16 protein-coding genes and 2 tRNA genes are annotated in these 17,874 nt (G+C 65.6%); 15 read left to right on the top strand and 3 right to left on the bottom strand.

Annotation, left to right across the window (positions count from 1 at the left end; translation table 11 throughout):
* Positions 1–25: 25 nt before the first annotated feature.
* Entirely contained in the window at positions 26–1,078 is a 1,053-nt protein-coding gene (locus tag AC50X7_RS17115; RefSeq protein ID WP_494980103.1) for a 3-isopropylmalate dehydrogenase, read from the top strand.
* Positions 1,079–1,182: 104 nt separating this feature from the next.
* Positions 1,183–2,295, top strand: a complete 1,113-nt coding sequence (locus tag AC50X7_RS17110) for a branched-chain amino acid aminotransferase (RefSeq protein ID WP_307094663.1) — start codon at positions 1,183–1,185, stop codon at positions 2,293–2,295.
* Positions 2,296–2,390: 95 nt separating this feature from the next.
* Here AC50X7_RS17110 and AC50X7_RS17105 read toward each other — a convergent pair whose 3' ends face one another.
* Positions 2,391–2,990 carry a hypothetical protein gene (locus tag AC50X7_RS17105; RefSeq protein WP_494980102.1) on the bottom strand — a complete coding sequence of 200 codons (600 nt, stop codon included), beginning with the start codon at positions 2,988–2,990 and terminating at the stop codon, positions 2,391–2,393.
* A 125-nt stretch (positions 2,991–3,115) separates the two neighbouring features.
* Here AC50X7_RS17105 and AC50X7_RS17100 point away from each other — a divergent pair, with 125 nt between their 5' ends.
* The 8 genes from AC50X7_RS17100 (at position 3,116) to AC50X7_RS17065 (ending at position 11,013) form a co-directional block, all read left to right on the top strand.
* On the top strand, positions 3,116–3,916 hold the full coding sequence (locus AC50X7_RS17100) for an MBL fold metallo-hydrolase (protein ID WP_494980101.1): 801 nt from the start codon (positions 3,116–3,118) through the stop codon (positions 3,914–3,916).
* A gap of 42 nt (positions 3,917–3,958) precedes the next feature.
* Complete coding sequence (locus tag AC50X7_RS17095) at positions 3,959–4,735, top strand: fumarylacetoacetate hydrolase family protein (RefSeq protein ID WP_494980100.1); 777 nt, start codon at positions 3,959–3,961, stop codon at positions 4,733–4,735.
* A gap of 49 nt (positions 4,736–4,784) precedes the next feature.
* Positions 4,785–6,299: a glutamate--tRNA ligase gene (gltX, locus tag AC50X7_RS17090; RefSeq protein ID WP_494980099.1), complete on the top strand. Its 1,515-nt coding sequence runs from the start codon at positions 4,785–4,787 to the stop codon at positions 6,297–6,299.
* Positions 6,299–7,036, top strand: coding sequence for an HAD family hydrolase (locus AC50X7_RS17085; protein ID WP_494980098.1), 738 nt, complete (start codon positions 6,299–6,301; stop codon positions 7,034–7,036). The genes gltX and AC50X7_RS17085 overlap by 1 nt, the downstream gene beginning before the upstream one ends.
* Before the next feature lie 160 nt (positions 7,037–7,196).
* Positions 7,197–7,268: transfer RNA gene (locus tag AC50X7_RS17080), tRNA-Gln, on the top strand.
* 138 nt (positions 7,269–7,406) lie between these two features.
* Positions 7,407–7,482 (top strand) — tRNA-Glu (locus tag AC50X7_RS17075).
* A gap of 115 nt (positions 7,483–7,597) precedes the next feature.
* Complete coding sequence (locus AC50X7_RS17070) at positions 7,598–9,400, top strand: dynamin family protein (RefSeq protein ID WP_494980097.1); 1,803 nt, start codon at positions 7,598–7,600, stop codon at positions 9,398–9,400.
* On the top strand, positions 9,397–11,013 hold the full coding sequence (locus AC50X7_RS17065) for a GTPase (RefSeq protein ID WP_494980096.1): 1,617 nt from the start codon (positions 9,397–9,399) through the stop codon (positions 11,011–11,013). Before AC50X7_RS17070 ends, AC50X7_RS17065 begins: the two co-directional genes overlap by 4 nt.
* A gap of 36 nt (positions 11,014–11,049) precedes the next feature.
* On the opposite strand, the gene AC50X7_RS17060 is transcribed toward AC50X7_RS17065, so the two are convergent.
* Together AC50X7_RS17060 and AC50X7_RS17055 are read right to left on the bottom strand one after the other, a co-directional pair.
* Positions 11,050–11,601: a DUF1697 domain-containing protein gene (locus AC50X7_RS17060; protein WP_494980095.1), complete on the bottom strand. Its 552-nt coding sequence runs from the start codon at positions 11,599–11,601 to the stop codon at positions 11,050–11,052.
* A 56-nt stretch (positions 11,602–11,657) separates the two neighbouring features.
* Positions 11,658–12,377, bottom strand: a complete 720-nt coding sequence (locus AC50X7_RS17055) for an IclR family transcriptional regulator (RefSeq protein WP_104042168.1) — start codon at positions 12,375–12,377, stop codon at positions 11,658–11,660.
* Positions 12,378–12,490: 113 nt separating this feature from the next.
* On the opposite strand from AC50X7_RS17055, the gene leuC reads away from it, so the two are divergent.
* The 5 genes from leuC (at position 12,491) to AC50X7_RS17030 (ending at position 17,872) form a co-directional block, all read left to right on the top strand.
* Positions 12,491–13,945, top strand: coding sequence for a 3-isopropylmalate dehydratase large subunit (leuC, locus tag AC50X7_RS17050; RefSeq protein ID WP_494980094.1), 1,455 nt, complete (start codon positions 12,491–12,493; stop codon positions 13,943–13,945).
* An 8-nt stretch (positions 13,946–13,953) separates the two neighbouring features.
* Positions 13,954–14,556 carry a 3-isopropylmalate dehydratase small subunit gene (gene leuD / locus AC50X7_RS17045; protein WP_494980093.1) on the top strand — a complete coding sequence of 201 codons (603 nt, stop codon included), beginning with the start codon at positions 13,954–13,956 and terminating at the stop codon, positions 14,554–14,556.
* A 161-nt stretch (positions 14,557–14,717) separates the two neighbouring features.
* Complete coding sequence (gene murA / locus AC50X7_RS17040) at positions 14,718–16,043, top strand: UDP-N-acetylglucosamine 1-carboxyvinyltransferase (RefSeq protein WP_494980092.1); 1,326 nt, start codon at positions 14,718–14,720, stop codon at positions 16,041–16,043.
* A gap of 10 nt (positions 16,044–16,053) precedes the next feature.
* Entirely contained in the window at positions 16,054–16,830 is a 777-nt protein-coding gene (locus tag AC50X7_RS17035) for a lysophospholipid acyltransferase family protein (protein WP_494980091.1), read from the top strand.
* A complete protein-coding gene (locus AC50X7_RS17030) occupies positions 16,820–17,872 on the top strand; it encodes an NAD(P)H-dependent glycerol-3-phosphate dehydrogenase (protein WP_494980090.1) in 1,053 nt (350 codons plus the stop codon). The genes AC50X7_RS17035 and AC50X7_RS17030 overlap by 11 nt, the downstream gene beginning before the upstream one ends.
* Positions 17,873–17,874 lie beyond the last annotated feature (2 nt).

Raw genomic sequence — 17,874 nt, 5'->3', positions numbered from 1 at the left:
TGGATGACTTGGCTACCCTGAAAGCATGAGCGCATCCTCCATCGATCTTGCAGTTATTCCCGGCGACGGCATTGGCCCCGAGGTCATTGCGGAAGCACTCAAAGTGCTGGAAAAGGCTGTCGCCTCGGAGGGCGTGGAGCTCAAGCAGACGCACTACAAGCTCGGCGCGGATCATTGGCTGGCCACGGGCGAAACCCTGCCGGACCATGTCCTGGCAGATCTCCGTACCAGGGACGCCATCCTGTTCGGCGCTGTCGGTGCAGCCCCCGGCGACACCCGCATCCCTTCCGGCATCATTGAACGCGAGATGCTGCTCAAGCTCCGTTTCAGCCTGGACCACTACGTCAACCTGCGGCCGTCCCGGCTTTACGGAACCGTGGGCAGCCCTCTGGCCAACCCCGGAGTGATTGACTTCATCGTGGTCCGTGAAGGCACAGAGGGTCCTTACGTCGGCAACGGCGGCACCCTTCGTGCCGGAACCCCGCACGAGGTGGCCACAGAGGTTTCGCTGAACACCGCCCACGGTGTTGAGCGCGTTGTCCGGGATGCCTTCCGCCGCGCCAGCGCCAGGGAGCGCAAGCATGTCACCCTGGTCCACAAGCACAACGTCCTGGTCTACGCGGGACACCTCTGGAAGCGTACGGTGGAGGCCGTAGCGCAGGAGTTCCCCGAGGTCACCCACGACTACCTCCATGTGGACGCCGCGACCATCTTTATGGTCACCGACCCGTCACGCTTCGATGTGATCGTCACCGATAACCTCTTCGGCGACATCCTCACAGACCTTGCCGCAGCCATCACCGGCGGCATCGGACTGGCAGCTTCCGGGAACATCAATATGGACCGCACCGCGCCGTCCATGTTTGAGCCCGTCCACGGCTCCGCTCCGGACATCGCCGGCAAGGGCAAGGCCGACCCCACCGCCGCCATCCTGTCGGCAGCGCTCCTGTTGGACCACCTCGGCTACACCCGCGCGGCCCGCAGGATCGAAGCGGCAGTGGTTGCCGACGTCGAGAAGCGCGACGGCGGTGCACGCACCACCAGCGCCGTAGGCGACGCCATCGCCGCCGGCCTCTAACCCCGCGCCAGGGCCTCCGGCATCGGGCGTAAGCTTGTCTCGAATCACCAAATGCCGCCCCGCCGTTCAACGCTGAATGCAGGGCGGCCGATCGTGGAGGAACCATGACCCAGACCGCCCATGGCGTCGAATTCAGCCAGCAGCCCTCGGCCAACCCGAAGTCTGCTGAAGAGCGTGCAGCAATCCTGGCCAACCCGGGATTCGGCAACCACTTCACCGACCACACGGCCATCGTCGACTACAGCGTGGACGCGGACGGCAATGGCGGCTGGCACAATGCCCGGGTGGAAGCGTACGGGCCGATCGCCCTGGATCCGTCGGCTGCGGTGCTGCACTACGGCCAGGAGATCTTCGAAGGACTCAAGGCCTACCGCCACGCCGACGGATCCGTTTGGTCCTTCCGCCCCGAAGCCAACGCCGCGCGCCTGAACAAGTCTGCCCGCCGGCTTGCCCTTCCCGAACTGCCGCCGGAGTACTTCCTGGGAGCCATCCGTGAACTCGTATCCGCCGATAGGGAATGGGTTCCGGCCGGCGACGGCGAAGCCCTGTACCTCCGGCCGTTCATGATTGCCACCGAGGCATTCCTGGGTGTCCGCGCGGCCCGCGAGGTTTCCTTCCGGGTCATCGCCTCACCGGCAGGCAACTACTTCGGCGGAGAACTGAAGCCCGTGTCCATCTGGATCTCACGGGAATACGCCCGCGCGGGCCGCGGCGGAACCGGCGATGCCAAATGCGGCGGCAACTACGCGGCTTCGCTGATTGCCCAGCAGGAGGCTGAAGCCAACGGCTGCAAGCAGGTCCTTTTCCTGGACCAGTTCAACGACAATGCGGTTGAAGAACTCGGCGGCATGAACGTCTTCTTTGTGATGAAGGACGGCTCGCTGGTGACGCCTGCGCTCACCGGTACCATCCTCGAAGGCATCACCCGGATGTCCGTCATCCAGGTGGCCAAGGACATGGGTCGTGAAGTCAGCGAGCGAAAGATCACCTTGGACGAGTGGCGCGACGGCGTTGCCTCCGGCGGGATCGCGGAGGTCTTCGCCTGCGGTACGGCGGCCGTCATCACCCCGATCGGAGTCCTTAAGGATGCCACCGAGTTCATCGGCTCCGACGATGCCAAGGCGGGGGAGACCACCATGGCCATCCGCGAGAAGCTGCTCGGCATCCAGACCGGCACCGTTCCCGACACGCACGGCTGGCTGACCCGGCTCGCCTAGCGGCGGCTTCAGGTCCGCAAATTACGACGGCGCCCGGCAGGTTTTCCTGCCGGGCGCCGTTGTGCGTGGATTTCGTCAGCCCCGGCCGGTGCCGATCAGCGCCGGGCGGCCTTCCGGGCGGCGTTCTTGAGGGCCTTGCGGGACACCGGCTTCAATGCCTTCCGCTCAGCTTCTTCGGCCAGGGCCTGATTGCGGCGGGCATCAATGATGTCGTTCCACAGCGTTGTCGCAAAGACACCGCCGTCCTGGGCGTAGACGTCGTAGGGGTAATCGGCAAATATGGCCGGCGTAGAGCTGCCGGTTGGCAGATCCTTTCCTGTTGCCCTTGCGACGGCATCGCCCACAGCCCAGGTCCGGGTCAGGTGGTGCGTGAGGTTCTCCTGGACAAAGGAGTTTGCGTCGCTGGAGGTAGCGGCGCGCTTCAGCAGGATGTCCAGATCTTCGGCCAGGAAATTTGTGGCCCATTCCTCCACAGGTGCTGTCCCTGACCCGAAATCATCAGCCAGGCCGTCCACAACATCGCTCCAGTCGGTGGTCTCGCGGAACTTCTTCCATGTGGGAAACCAGACGATGCTGCCCGTCGCGTGGTTGTGGATGTGGATGTGCTGGAGTCCGCTGTTTTTCTCCGTCGCAGCATGGTCGTGGCCGGCGGCGTCTGCTTCGGCGAGGAGATCTGCAAGGGTGGTTGTGCTCATGGCGTCTGGTTCAGGCTTCCTGGTGGGGATCATTGGGTCGTCATTTGGCTCAACCCGGTTCCCTGGCTGTTCTATTCCGGTGCAGGGAAAGCCACAAGGGCATTTGCCGGTGCAAAGATGGGACAGTGACTTCAGCTTCCGGCCCCGTCCTTCAGCGCAGCTCGGCCCTGTCGCAGTTCATCCTGGCCCCCAATCCGGGACCGATGAGCCTGGAGGGGACCAACTCGTATGTGCTGCGGGCAGCCGGCCACCCCGGCGCCGTAGTGGTTGACCCCGGACCGCTGGACGAGGAGCACCTCCGGGCCCTTGCCGGTGCCGGCCCTGTTGAACTCATCCTCATCACCCACCGGCACGCGGACCACACAGCCGGTTCGGCCAGGCTGCATCACCTGACCGGCGCTCCCGTCCGTGCTGCCGACCCCGCCCACTGCCACGGAAGCGGCGTCCCGTTGCAGGACGGAGAGGTACTTGGCGCCGCGGGCCTTGAGGCCAGGGTGGTGGCGACGCCTGGCCACACCTCCGATTCGGTGTGCTTCCACCTCCCCGGCGACGGTCCACAGGGTTCGGTACTGACCGGGGACACCATCCTTGGCCGCGGCACCACCATGCTCGAGTACCCGGACGGGACCCTTGGGGACTACCTTGGCTCGCTGGACAGGCTGGAATCCCTGGGGCCGGCCGCCGTCCTGCCCGCCCACGGTCCTGTGCTGCCGTCCCTGACCGATGTCGTCCGGGATTACCGCACGCATCGCCTCGGGCGGCTGGCGCAGATCCGCACGGCTCTGGACCGGCTGGGCCCGGATGCCACGGCCGGTGACGTCGCTGACGCGGTCTATGCCGACGTCGACCCTTCCGTCCGGCGCGCCGCTGAAACCTCTGTTGCCGCCCAGCTTCACTACCTGCGGGGCGGAACGGACCGGCTGTGAGCCGGACGTGCCCTGCCCCGGCGAGACGGTAGGGTAGGAGCCATGCGTATTGCCAGGTTTGTCGTCGATTCTGATCCCCTCTACGGCGTTGTCGAAGGTGACACGGGCAGTGAAGAGATCACTGTCATCCACGGGGACCCTTTCTTCAACGGGGTGGAGCGCACCTCCGTCCGGCACAAGCTGGAAGACGTCCGGCTGCTCGCCCCCATCATTCCCCGCAGCAAGGTGATCGGCGTAGGCCGCAACTTCGTGGAGCACGCGCACGAACTCGGCAACGAGGTTCCTGCCCAGCCGCTCCTCTTCCTGAAGCCCAACACCGCCGTCATTGGTCCCAACGATCCCGTGGTGCTGCCGGAGTTCTCCGAGGAAGTCTCCTTCGAGGCTGAGCTGTGCGTGGTGATCGGGCGCATCTGCAAGGACGTGCCCGAGGAACGCGTGGACGACGTCATCTTCGGCTACACCTGCGGCAACGACCTCACGGCGCGGGATGTCCAGAAGAGCGACCTGCAATGGACCCGCGCCAAAGGCTTTGATACCTCGGCACCCCTGGGCCCCTGGATCGAGACCGAGCTTGATCCGGAGGACGTGCAGATTCAGGCCCGGCTGAACGGGGAGCTGCGGCAGGACGGCAGCACCAGCCAGATGATCAGGGGAGTGCGGGAACTTGTGTCCGTTGTCTCCCAGGCATTCACCCTCCTGCCCGGTGACGTCATCATGACCGGTACGCCGGCCGGCGTTGGCCTGGTGAACCCGGGTGACCGCATCGAGGTGGAAATCGAGGGCATCGGCCGCTTGTCCAACCCCATAGTGCGCCGCTGACCATTCTCCGCCGGGACGCCTGGCGGCAGAAGGTAAAGTTGAAGCCACTATGACTACTGCTTCTGCGTCGAATGCTGCCTCCATCCCGCCCGTCACCGCGGACACCCCCGTCCGGGTACGCTTCTGCCCCTCGCCCACGGGGACTCCCCACGTCGGGCTGATCCGCACGGCCCTGTTCAACTGGGCCTACGCCCGCCACACCAAGGGCACCATGGTCTTCCGGATCGAGGACACAGACTCTGCGCGGGACAGCGAGGAAAGCTACCACCAACTGCTGGACGCGCTGAAGTGGCTGGGCATCGACTGGGACGAGGGTGTGGAGGTAGGGGGCCCGCACGAGCCCTACCGGCAGTCGCAGCGCAGCGATATCTACCAGGACGTCATTACCCGCCTCCGCGAGGGTGGCTTCGTTTATGAGTCCTACTCCACCCCGGATGAAATCGAAGCGCGCCACCGTGCCGCGGGACGCGATCCAAAGCTTGGCTATGACGGCTTTGACCGCCACCTGACGGAGGAGCAGCTCGCCCAGTTCAAGGCAGAAGGCCGGGACGCCGTCCTGCGCCTGCGCATGCCGGACGAGGACATTACCTTCAACGACCTGGTCCGCGGCGAGATCACCTTCCGCGCAGGATCCATTCCCGACTTCGCGGTTGTCCGCGCCAACGGCGCGCCGCTGTACACGCTGGTGAACCCGGTGGACGATGCCCTGATGGGTATCACCCACATCCTCCGCGGCGAGGACCTGCTCAGTTCCACTCCGCGCCAGATTGCCCTCTACCGTGCCCTGTATGCGGTGGGCGTTGCGAAGTACATGCCGGAGTTCGGCCACCTGCCATACGTAATGGGTCAGGGCAACAAAAAGCTTTCCAAGCGCGATCCCGAATCCAGCCTGTTCCTGCACCGGGAGCGCGGCTTCATCCCCGAGGGCCTGCTCAACTACCTGTCGCTCCTGGGCTGGTCGCTGAGCGCCGACGAGGACATCTTCACCGTGGAGCAGCTGGTGGAGCATTTCGACATCCATGACGTCCTGGGCAACCCCGCGCGCTTCGACCTCAAGAAGGCGGAAGCGATCAACGGCACCCACGTCCGTATGCTCCCGCCCGAGGTCTTCCGTGAGCGCCTGGTCCCGTACCTGCGTGCAGCAGACCTTGTGGGGGAAATCCTGACCGACCGGGAAGAGGAGATCCTCACCGAGGCCGCGCCGCTGGTCCAGGAGCGCATCACGCTGCTGGGGGAGGCTCCCGAAATGCTGGCGTTCCTCTTCAAGGCCGACGACGCCATCGACGTTGCCGCCGATGCCCGGAAGGGGCTTCCGGAAAACCTTCCGGAAGTACTGGATGCAGCCATCGCAGCGCTCGAACCTGTCCAGGACTGGACCCCGGACAACATCCAGACCGCGCTAAAGCAGGCACTTGTTGAGGACCTCGGCATCAAACCCCGCCTGGCCTTCGGGCCTGTCCGCACTGCGGTCTCCGGGCGCCGCATCTCGCCCCCGCTGTTCGAGTCAATGGTGATCCTGGGCAAGGAATCTTCCCTCCGCCGGCTGCAGGCGTTCAGCGGCTGATGGAAGCTCCCAGCCGGGCAGGCGGCGCAGTGCTGGCCACACCCTTTGGCACAGTCCGGGGAGTGCTCTTCGATATTGACGACACCCTGGTTGACCTCGAATACTCAATGACCACTGCGCTGCGGGAGGTCAGCGAACACCTCCTGCCGGGCCTTGACCAGGCCGGGTGGGAGCGGTTCGGGCGCATCTTCACGCACGAGACCACGCACTACTACGACCGGTACCTGGCCGGGGAACTAACGTTCAACGAACAGCGCCTGCTGCGCGGCCGGGCAGCATTGGGCCACTTCGGGGTCGAGCTTGGTGAGGGTGAGCAATCGCACCAGTGGCTTAGCGCGTACATGGAGAAGCAGCCGGCCTACGTGAAGCCATTTCCGGACGTGATGCCGCTGCTGGACCTCCTGGACAAGGCCGGCATCCCCTACGGCGCCGTCAGCAACAACGTCCATGACTACCAGCGGGCCAAACTGGACGGCGCGGGACTCGCGCGCGTCCGGCGCCTGGTGGGAACGGACACCCTCGGCGTGGCCAAACCCGATCCCGCCATCTACCTTGAAGGCGTACGGCTTTTGGGAACCCACCCGGCGGACACGATGTACGTAGGAGACAACCGCCTCCTTGATGCCGAGGGCTCGACGGCGGCCGGCCTCCTGGGTGTCTGGCTCAACCGGGCGGGGAACCGCGGGGAGGGGTTCGAGGGCAACTCGATCTCTTCCCTCGAAGGGCTGATCGCGTAGGAAGCAGCTGCGCGGGCCGTTTAGCTGGCGGCCCGCGTCCTCCCCCACAGGCGTGGGGGACGCCGATTTGTGCGAGCCGGAAGTCTCGGGTAAAGTAATTTCTCGTGCTGAGGCGCACGGAGCAGGGTAAAGGCCCTGAAAACCGGCCCGAAAGTATCATTGGGATATGGTGTAATTGGCAACACTACGGTTTCTGGTACCGTCATTCTAGGTTCGAGTCCTGGTATCCCAGCTCTGTTTCAAGCCCCATCAGCGGGCTGGCAGCAGAAGGTTTCAGCCGGTCCGCCGATTTGAAACCACAGCGAGGTGTGTGAAACAATCACTGAGCTTGACCAGCGGAAGCGCCGGTTTGAAGTATGGAAAAGTGCAGGGCCCCATCGTATAGCGGCCTAGTACGCTGCCCTCTCACGGCGGTAACGCGGGTTCGAATCCCGCTGGGGTCACCAATGAAATGGTCCCGGGCTAACGCCCGGGGCCATTTATTTGTAACCGGGCGATTACCGGGCCCCAAGGATGCCGGAGCCCGCTGCCGGAGCCTGCGGAACGGCGACGGCAGCGGGCATGAACTGGCATGATGTTGCTGTGACCTCCCCGAACGAGCAAGACCTCCCGCACAACGCGCAGACTGCCCCGCCGGCTTTGGCGGCAGTCACGCTGCTGGAAGAAGTGCGCGGAGATCTTGCCGGCGCTGCGCTGCCGCTGGCATTGCCGGACGCGGAGCAGGCCCGGCGCGACGCTGCCGGGGCGGTTGCCCAGCTCGACGACTACATCCTTCCCCGCTACCGCAGCCTTGACGCCCCGCTCCTGGCCGTCGTCGGCGGTTCCACGGGGGCGGGCAAGTCCACGCTGGTCAACGCACTGGTTGGCCACCCCGTCACCCGGGTGGGCGCTATCCGCCCCACCACCCGCCAGCCGAACCTCCTGCACCACCCGTCCGAGGCAGCCTGGTTCGAAGGGCAGCGGGTCCTGCCCAACCTGAGCAGGATTCGGGGATACGCCGCCAGCAGCCCGGTACCGGCCAGCCGTGCCGGCGCCATCCCGGACGCGGGGGCAATGTCTTCCCTCGTCCTTGTGGCCGACCCCGCAGTCCCCGCCGGTATCGCCGTCCTGGACGCCCCCGACGTTGACTCGATTTCGGACGACAACCGCAAGCTGGCAGGACAGCTCCTTGCAGCCGCCGATCTGTGGATTTTCGTCACCACTGCCAACCGCTACGCCGATGCCGTCCCCTGGAAACTGCTCCTGGACGCAGCCTCACGGGACATCATGGTGGCTGTGGTGCTGGACCGGGTACCGCCAGGGGCTGAAACGGAAGTCAGCGAGGACCTGCGCAGCCTGCTGGACCGTGAGGGCCTGGACGCGGCACAGCTGTTTATCATCCCGGAGACCCCCCTGGATCCGCTGGGCATGCTGCCGGCCGCAACGGTCCTCCCGCTGCGGACCTGGCTCGAAGAGCTGGCCGCAGATGCCGCCGGCCGTTCAGAAATCGCCCGGCGCACACTCAACGGGACGGTCAGGGCGTTGGCTGGCCGTGTTGCCGCCGTGGCGCAGGCGGCCAGGGAGCAGCAGGCCGCTGCGGACAGCCTTGAAGCCGCTGCGGCAGCGGCCTACCGTGATGCTGCGGGCCGGATCCTCGACGCTACAAAGGACGGCGCCCTGCTGCGGGGAGAGGTGCTGGCACGCTGGCAGGACTTCGTGGGCACCGGTGAGTTTTTCCGGGTTCTGGAACAGAACGTTGGCCGGTTCCGCGACCGGCTGGGCGCCTTCTTCCGCGGCGAGCCGGCCCCCGCCGTGCGGGTCGAGGCGGCCATCGAGACAGGACTGCAGGCCGTCATCGTCGATGAAGCTGCAAATGCCGCCGAGGACACCGACCAGCGCTGGCGGACTGACCCCGCAGGGCGCCAACTGCTGGGGACGGACGACCTCTCCGGGACTACGCCCGGATTCGAGGACCAGACCGCCACCGAAATCAGGGCCTGGCAGGAAGCGCTGATGGAGCTGATCCGCACCGAAGGCCAGGGAAAGCGGACACAGGCACGCTGGCTGTCCTTTGGGATCAACGGACTGGGTGCAGCCCTGATGATCGTTGTGTTCTCGATGACTGCAGGACTGACGGGACTCGAGGTTGGCGTGGCGGGCGGAACCGCCGTCGTGGGCCAGAGGCTGCTGGAAGCGGTCTTCGGCGAGGACGCGGTCCGGCGGATGGCCGAAAAAGCGCGGGAGGACCTTCACGCCCGCTGCCAGCGCCTGTTGCAGGACGAGAAGCAAAAGTTCCTTACCCGGCTGCCGGAACGCGATGACAGCGGCCCGCAGACCCTCACCGCCCACGCGGACGCACTGGTCCGGCTGGCGGACACCGCATGAGCCGCCACAGCGATACCCGCGATGCGTCCCGGCTTGACCGGCGGCTTTCCGCCCTCAACGATGCCCGTGAGCTTGGCGAAGGTGTCCTTCCCGATGAGTCCCTCCAGGAAGTGTTCACTGTCCTTGAGCGGGCCAGTTCACGGCGGTCGCTTTCGGCGGACCATACCGTGGTGGGGTTCTTCGGAGCCACTGGGAGCGGCAAGTCCTCCCTGTTCAACGCGGTCAGCGGAGCTGAAATTGCGACGGCGGCAGCCCGCCGCCCTACGACGTCGGAACCTTTGGCGGGGGTGTGGGGAGCCGAGGGCAGTGAGCCCCTGCTTGACTGGCTGGAGGTCCGGAACCGGCACCACGCAGAGGCCGTGGAAGGGTTCGCTGACGAGGAAACCGGCCTGATCCTGCTGGACCTGCCGGACTTCGATTCCACCAGGGCATCCAACCGGGCAGTGGTCCAGCGGATGGTGGGCCTGGTGGACGTCCTGGTCTGGGTTCTTGATCCCCAAAAGTACGCAGACGCAGCCGTGCACAATGACTTCCTGTCGCGCCTGGCCGCGCACGGTGCCGTCACGCTGGTGGTCCTCAACCAGGTGGACCGGCTGCCGGAGCATGACGTGCAGCCCGTCCTTGATTCGTTGCGGTCCATCCTTGCCCGGGACGGACTGGCCAAGGTCCAGGTGCTGGCGGCCTCCGCCCTGACAGGGTCAGGGGTGGACAAGGTCCGGGAGGCTGTCCGCAGCGTAGCCGTAAAGCGCAAAGCCCAGTCGCAACGGCTCGCTGCAGACATCACCCGGGCTTCCGCGGAACTGGGCGCTGTGTCCGGCGGGGGAGAGGCCGCAGGTGTCCGGCCGGCAGCAAAGGCACGCCTTGCTGATGAGCTCGCCGTGGCAGCCAACGTACCCACGGTGGTCCGGGCGGTGGCCCAGTCTTACCGGCTCGAGTCCGTGAAGCGCACAGGCTGGCCGGTGACCAGGTGGCTCTCCAGGTTCCGGCCTGATCCGTTGCGCCGGCTCAATCTGCGAAGTGCTGCTCCGTCTGAACTGAACCGAACCTCACTGCCGCCCGCGGGGGCGCCGGAGCGCGCCCGGACGGACGCGGCCGTGCGGGAGTTCGCCGATAATGCCAGTGCGGGCGCTCCCGGTCCTTGGCGGGCCGCCATCCGGGGCGCGGCCCGGGAGGGCAGGGAACGCCTTCCTGACGCGCTTGACCAGGCCATCGCCGGAACGGAACTGGCCGCGAACCGCAGGTCCTGGTGGTGGGGCCCGTTCAATGTGGTGCAATGGCTTGCCCTGCTCACCGTGCTGGGAGGCCTTGGCTGGCTCGGCGTCCTGGCCGCCCTCGGCTATTTCCAGATGCCCGTTCCGGAGGTGCCAAGGGTTGAGGGCTGGCCGGTGCCAACGCTGATGATCGCAGCCGGCGTGGTGCTGGGGATCTTCCTGGCCGTTACCGGCCGTTTTATTGCCGCTGCCGCGGCGAATGCAAGGGCGGCGAGGGCGAGGAAACGGCTTAATGCTGCGGTGGCGGGTGTTGCCCAGGAACTTGTGGTGGATCCCGTGGAGGTCGAAATCACCAGGCTTGCCGCGTTTAACGCCGCGCTGAAAACGGCTGAGGCGGGGTAGGCACCGCCCCTGCCGGAAGTGGGAGGCGGGAAGCGGCTAACCCGCGGCGGCAGCGAGATCCGCCGCGGCGTCCCGAACCTTGATCAGGGTCCGCAGGTTGCGTGTTGTGGTGGCGGCTTTGAACCTGGGTTTGGCGGAGATCCTGCTGAAAGGACTGTCCAGTGTTCCGCCCGCCGGCGCCAGCCAGGCCAGTGCCTCGGGTCCCAGCCTCTTCTGCTCCACCCCCTCAAGCGCAGCTCCCGCAGCATCGAGTTCGTCCAGCATCGCTTCGTCCGAGGAAATCGTAATGTAGGTGTGGGTGCTTTTGTCATCGTCCGGGTAGGGGCAGGCTGCCACCAGTTCAGACACCCGGGCTGCCTCGAGCACCACCACCCAGGCGTCATAACCGAACGCGTCGCGGAGGCACTTCTCGCACTCCCGTTTCACCGCCGCAGCATCCAGGCCGCTGGCCAGCACAACGTTTCCGCTGGCAAGGAGGGTCCGGGCATCGGAAAAGCCCGCCGCATGCAGCGCCTCCCGGAGATCGGCCATCTTGATGTTGATGCCGCCCACGTTGATGCCGCGAAGAAAGACTGCGTAGCTGCCCATGGCGAAAATCCTAGCCCCAGCTGTGCAGGCCCTGGCTGTCCGGCCGCTGTTTTACGTCAGTCGTTATTTTTCCGCAGGGCCTCGGTGAGGACCCGGCCCGCGTTGCAGACCACTTCCGCGTGGAGCCTGCCGGGCTGCCGGGTGAGGCGCTCGATTGGCCCGGAAATCGAAACAGCGGCTATGACCCGGCCGGAAGGTCCCCGCACGGGTGCGGAAACTGAGGCGACCCCCGGCTCACGTTCGCCGAGGCTCTGGCCCCACCCCCGCCGTCGTACGCCTGCCAGGACCGTAGGCGTGAAGCGGGCCGACTGCAGCCCTTCAAGCAGGCGGTCGTGGTCCTCCCACGCGAGCAGCACCTGGGCAGCCGATCCTGCCTTCATTGAGAGCTGGGTGCCTACCGGGATGGTGTCGCGGAGCCCGATGGGGCGTTCGGCGGAGGCAACACAGACGCGCCAGTCACCCTGCCTGCGGAAGATCTGGGCACTTTCGCCGGTGGCATCGCGCAGCTGCATCAGCACGGGGCCGGCGGAAGCGATCAAACGGTCCTCTCCTGCTGCCGACGCCAGTTCAACCAGACGGCTTCCCAGGACAAAGCGGCCCTGGATGTCGCGGCTTACCAGGCGGTGATGCACGAGGGCCAGCGCAAGGCGGTGGACAGTGGGCCGGGCAAGGCCGGTTGCAGCCACCAGCTGCGCCAAAGTGGTGGGGCCGGCCTCGAGTGCATCAAGCACATGGGCCGCTTTATCAATGACGCCGACTCCACTAGAATTGTCCATGTAATGATATTGCCGTCTCATTATCTGAGATGCAAATCTTTCGGCTGGCGCAGTGCGAACGCGTACTGGTTCAGTGGAACTCATCAGCCAAACAGCAGTGAAGGGAGATGGCCATGGCAAAGACATTGGCCGAGAAAGTCTGGGACGCGCACGTGGTGCGCAAAGGCGACGGCGACGGTGCCAACGCCCAGCCCGACCTTCTCTTCATCGACCTCCACCTTGTCCACGAGGTCACGTCCCCGCAGGCTTTCGAGGGCCTCCGGCTTGCCGGCAGGAAGCTGCGCCGGCCGGACCTGACCATCGCCACCGAGGACCACAACACCCCGACGCTGGACATTGACAAGCCTATCGCCGATCTCACCAGCCGCACCCAGATCCAGACCCTGCGCAACAACTGCGCCGAGTTCGGTGTCCGGCTGCATTCCCTCGGCGACGCCGAACAGGGAATCGTGCACGTGGTGGGCCCGCAGCTGGGCCTCACGCAGCCGGGCATGACTGTTGTCTGCGGTGACTCGCACACCTCCACGCACGGAGCTTTCGGCGCACTGGCCATGGGCATCGGAACGTCGGAGGTGGAGCACGTTATGGCCACCCAGACGCTGTCGCTGAAGCCGTTCAAAACGATGGCCATCAACGTCGAAGGCACGCTGCGGCCCGGTGTCACAGCCAAGGACATCATCCTTGCCGTCATTGCCAAGATCGGCACCGGCGGCGGCCAGGGCTACGTCCTGGAATACCGCGGCTCGGCAATCCGCGCGCTGTCAATGGATGCCCGGATGACCATCTGCAACATGTCCATCGAAGCCGGCGCGCGTGCCGGCATGGTGGCCCCGGATGACACAACCTACAACTACATGAAGGGCCGTCCACACGCGCCGGAAGGCGTTGACTGGGACGCCGCCGTCGAATACTGGAACACGCTGCGCACCGACGACGACGCCACCTTCGACGCACAGGTGGACCTGGACGCGGACACCCTGGAGCCGTTCGTCACCTGGGGCACCAACCCCGGCCAGGGCGTCTCGCTGTCCGAATCCGTGCCGTCCCCGGAGGACTTCGGCGACGAAAACGCCAAGGCCGCCGCCGAACGCGCCCTGCAGTACATGGGGCTGGCGGCCGGCACGCCCATGAAGGACATCCGGGTTGACACTGTGTTCCTCGGATCCTGCACCAACTCCCGCATGGAGGACCTGCGCGCCGCTGCGGACATCATCCGCGGCCGCCGGAAGGATCCGAACATCCGGATGCTGGTGGTGCCCGGTTCCGCGCGGGTCCGGCTGGAAGCTGAGGCCGAGGGGCTGGACAAGGTCTTCAAGGACTTCGGTGCGGAGTGGCGCTTCGCCGGCTGCTCCATGTGCCTGGGCATGAACCCGGACCAGCTGGACGTGGGAGAGCGCTGTGCGTCCACCTCCAACCGCAACTTCGAAGGGCGCCAGGGCAAGGGCGGCCGCACCCACCTGGTGTCCCCGGTGGTTGCCGCAGCGACGGCCATCCGCGGCACGCTCAGTTCGCCGTCGGACCTTGATCCTGATCCTGAATCCGCCGCCATCCGTACCGACGCCGCCTAGGACACGCCATGGAAAAGTTCACCACCCACACCGGAATCGGTGTCCCGCTGCGCCAAAGCAACGTAGACACGGACCAGATCATCCCGGCCGTCTACCTCAAGCGCATCACCCGCACTGGATTCGAGGACGCCCTGTTCTCGGCGTGGCGCAAAGACCCGGCCTTCATCCTGAACCAGGCCCCATTCAGCTCCGGGTCCGTCCTGGTGGCAGGTCCGGATTTCGGCACCGGCTCATCCCGTGAGCATGCCGTCTGGGCGCTGAAGGATTACGGCTTTAAAACCGTGCTCTCCTCCCGGTTCGCCGATATCTTCAGGGGCAACTCCGGCAAGCAGGGTCTGCTCGCCGCCGAAGTTGCGCAGGATGACATAGAACTGATCTGGAAGGAACTGGAGAACGCCCCCGGAACCGAGGTCACCGTGGACCTCGCGTCCAAGACAGTGGTCTGCGGCAACATCGTGGCACCCTTCGACATCGACGACTACACCCGGTGGCGCCTGCTCGAAGGCCTGGACGACATTGGGCTGACCCTCCAGCACGAGGCGGACATCACTGCCTATGAAGCCACGCGTCCCGCCTTCAAGCCGAAAACCCTGCCGGCCCGCCTTTCCTGACCCGGCTTAGGCAGCCCTGCGTGCCTCCGCAAACGCGCGACGGCGGTGCGCCACACCATACCGTCGTCGCCCGCGTATTTCGGTTCGGTAACGCGACCTCCTATGCTTGGTTGGAGCCTTTACAAGGGTTTGGGGGCTAGTCATCGTTAGGAAACCGGTATATGAGTAGTGTTCTGACAATCCGCGGCGGAGTCCCGCTTACGGGCCGCGTCACCGTCAGGGGAGCGAAAAACCTCGTTCCCAAGGCAATGGTGGCAGCGTTGCTGGGCAACGAACCGTCGGTGTTGCGGAATGTGCCGGAGCTCAAGGACGTGGAGGTCGTCACCTCCCTCCTGCAGCTGCACGGCGTCACTGTGGTCAAGGATCCGGTGAGCGGGGACCTGACTTTGGACCCGAAAGCAGCCAAGACTGCGCCCAGCACCGCTATCGACGCGCATGCCGGCGACTCCCGGATTCCCATCCTGCTCTGCGGCCCGCTGATCCACGCCATCGGCGAAGCGTTCATTCCGGACCTGGGCGGCTGCAAGATCGGCGATCGTCCAATCGACTACCACCTTGATGTGCTCCGCCAGTTCGGTGCCGTGGTGGAAAAGCGGCCCGGCGGTATCCACATATCCGCTCCCAAGGGCCTGCACGGTGCCAAGATCTCCCTGCCGTACCCTTCTGTCGGTGCCACCGAGCAGGTGCTGTTGAGCGCCACGCGCGCCGAGGGCATCACGGAGCTATCCGGCGCTGCAACGGAGCCGGAGATTATCGACCTCATCGCCGTGCTGCAGAAGATGGGCGCAATCATCAGCGTCCAGACCGACCGCACCATCCGCATTGAAGGCGTCCGCGACCTCGGCGGCTACAACCACCGCGCGCTTTCGGACCGCAACGAGTCGGCATCGTGGGCCTCGGCTGCCCTGGTGACAAAGGGTGACATCTTCGTTGAAGGCGCCTCCCAGCGCGACATGATGACCTTCCTCAACACCTACCGCAAGGTAGGCGGCGGCATGGACATCGGCGAGGACGGCATCCGCTTCTACCACCGCGGCGGGAAGCTCAACCCGCTGGTTTTGGAAACAGACGTGCACCCCGGCTTTATGACCGACTGGCAGCAGCCGCTGGTGGTGGCGCTGACACAGGCCGAAGGCGTCTCGATCGTCCACGAGACTGTTTATGAAAACCGTTTTGGCTTCACTGATGCCCTGATCCGGATGGGTGCCAGCATCCAGGTGCACCGTGAATGCCTGGGCAGCGTGCCCTGCAGGTTCGGCCAGCGCAACTTCCTCCACTCCGCCGTCATCTCCGGGCCCACCCAGCTCAAGGGAACCGACATCGACGTGCCGGACCTCCGCGGCGGCTTCAGCCACCTGATCGCGGCCCTGGCGGCCACGGGAACCTCCCGGGTGACCGGAATCGACATCATCAACCGCGGCTACGAGCGCTTCACCGAAAAGCTCGCCGGACTTGGTGCCGACTTCGACATCACCACGGCGAAGTAACGGTACCGACGTGAAGGAATCGGCCAAGAGCCGCGCCACCCTCGCGGTGGTCGCCGCCATAGTGCGTCCCTTGTTCAACCTCATGATGGACAAGAAGTGGGAAGGCACCGAGAGGCTGCCTGCCGGCGGTTTCATCGCCGCGCCCAACCACTGCACCGAGATTGACCCCCTGATCATCGGCCACCTCCTCTATAACCACAAGCGCGCGCCGCACTTCCTGGCGAAGGCCGGACTCTTCAAGGTTCCCGTCCTGGGCTGGGTCCTGCGGGCAACCAAGCAGGTCCCGGTGGAACGTTCGACGGCGGGTGCCAACCGTTCGCTGCAGGTTGCCCAGGAGATTGTTGCCGAGGGCGGCGCCATCATTATTTATCCTGAGGGCACACTCACCCGCGACCCGGACCTGTGGCCCATGAAGGGCCACACCGGCGCGGCACGGCTGGCCCTTGAAGGCGGCATTCCCGTGGTCCCGATCGCCCACTGGGGTGCGCACGAAGTGTTCCCGCGCTACGGCAAGCGGTTTCACCTGTTCCCCCGCAAGAAGTCGAGGGTGGTGGTGGGCGAACCCGTCGACCTCAGTGCCTTCACCGGCCGGCCATTGGACAAGGCCACGCTGACCGGGGCGACTGAGGTCATAATGGATGCCGTCACCACGCTCCTGGCGGAACTCCGGGATGAGCAACCGCCTGCAGAGCGCTGGGATCCGGCAAAGCAGCAGCAGGCAAAGCACGGCCGCTTCGTGGAACGCGGACAGCAGAAACCCGGGGAACGGACGGCCGGTGACCTCTGAGGGGAATCACCCCGGTTCGGCCCGGTCCGTTGCAGTGCTCGGAGCGGGCTCCTGGGGGACAACATTCGCCAAGATCCTGGCCGATGCTGCCACCGCAGCCGGCGAGCCGCGCACCATCCGCCTTTGGGGCCGGCGCAGCGAAGTGGTGGAGGAAATCAACACTTTCCACCGCAACTCGCAGTATCTGAAGGACATTGCCCTGCCGGACAGCATCACGGCTTCCACGGACGTCCGTGAGGTGTTTGAAGGGGCGGACTTGGTGGTCCTCGCCGTCCCGGCCCAGTCCCTGCGGCCGCAGTTGCGCGGGTGGAAGGACCTGGTCGCACCCGGTGCCATGGTGGTTTCCCTGATGAAGGGCCTTGAACTCAGTACCGACGCCCGGATGAGCGAGGTCATCAGCGAGGAACTCGGCCTGCCCACCGAGCGCATTGCCATCGTCTCAGGGCCGAACCTTGCCATGGAGATTGCCCGTGAAGAACCCACGGCCTCCGTCGTGGCCTGCACCGATTCGGCTGCTGCCGGCTGGATCGCCCGCAGCTGCACTGCACCCTACTTCCGGCCCTACACCACCTCAGACATCGTTGGGGTGGAAATCGGCGGCATCGTCAAAAACGTCATTGCCCTGGCGGTGGGTATCTGCGAAGGCCGGCAGATGGGGGACAACACCAAAGCTTCGGTGATCACCCGCGGACTGGCTGAAACGTCGCGCCTTGCCCTTGCGTTGGGCGGGGAAGCGAAAACGATGGCCGGCCTGGCCGGCCTGGGCGATTTGGTGGCAACCTGCTCTTCGCCCCTGTCCCGGAACCACACCGCCGGACGGCTGCTGGGCCAGGGCCTCACGCTGGAGGAAGTGGGCCAGAAAATGACCCAGACCGCCGAAGGCATCAAGTCCGGCCAGGCCGTCCACGAACTGGCCGCAAAGCTGGGCGTCGACATGCCGATTACGGCGGCCGTCGTGGCCGTACTGGCAGGCAAGCTGTCCGTTGACCAACTGGGGCCCGTCCTGCTGGCCCGGGAACTGAAACCTGAAGGCGATTACTGACA

Source organism: Pseudarthrobacter sp. Hb11, from assembly GCF_059383655.1.
The sequence above is the reverse complement of the archived record's forward strand: the minus strand, read 5'-3'. Positions and strand labels throughout refer to the sequence as shown.

Excerpts from the sequence above, each read along its gene's own strand:
- AC50X7_RS17115 (WP_494980103.1), top strand. The coding sequence starts at position 26 with ATGAGCGCATCCTCCATCGATCTTGCAGTTATTCCCGGCGACGGCATT.
- AC50X7_RS17110 (WP_307094663.1), top strand. The coding sequence starts at position 1,183 with ATGACCCAGACCGCCCATGGCGTCGAATTCAGCCAGCAGCCCTCGGCC.
- AC50X7_RS17105 (WP_494980102.1), bottom strand. The coding sequence starts at position 2,990 with ATGAGCACAACCACCCTTGCAGATCTCCTCGCCGAAGCAGACGCCGCC.
- AC50X7_RS17095 (WP_494980100.1), top strand. The coding sequence starts at position 3,959 with ATGCGTATTGCCAGGTTTGTCGTCGATTCTGATCCCCTCTACGGCGTT.
- gltX (WP_494980099.1), top strand. The coding sequence starts at position 4,785 with ATGACTACTGCTTCTGCGTCGAATGCTGCCTCCATCCCGCCCGTCACC.
- AC50X7_RS17085 (WP_494980098.1), top strand. The coding sequence starts at position 6,299 with ATGGAAGCTCCCAGCCGGGCAGGCGGCGCAGTGCTGGCCACACCCTTT.
- AC50X7_RS17070 (WP_494980097.1), top strand. The coding sequence starts at position 7,598 with ATGAACTGGCATGATGTTGCTGTGACCTCCCCGAACGAGCAAGACCTC.
- AC50X7_RS17065 (WP_494980096.1), top strand. The coding sequence starts at position 9,397 with ATGAGCCGCCACAGCGATACCCGCGATGCGTCCCGGCTTGACCGGCGG.
- AC50X7_RS17060 (WP_494980095.1), bottom strand. The coding sequence starts at position 11,601 with ATGGGCAGCTACGCAGTCTTTCTTCGCGGCATCAACGTGGGCGGCATC.
- AC50X7_RS17055 (WP_104042168.1), bottom strand. The coding sequence starts at position 12,377 with ATGGACAATTCTAGTGGAGTCGGCGTCATTGATAAAGCGGCCCATGTG.
- leuC (WP_494980094.1), top strand. The coding sequence starts at position 12,491 with ATGGCAAAGACATTGGCCGAGAAAGTCTGGGACGCGCACGTGGTGCGC.
- leuD (WP_494980093.1), top strand. The coding sequence starts at position 13,954 with ATGGAAAAGTTCACCACCCACACCGGAATCGGTGTCCCGCTGCGCCAA.
- murA (WP_494980092.1), top strand. The coding sequence starts at position 14,718 with ATGAGTAGTGTTCTGACAATCCGCGGCGGAGTCCCGCTTACGGGCCGC.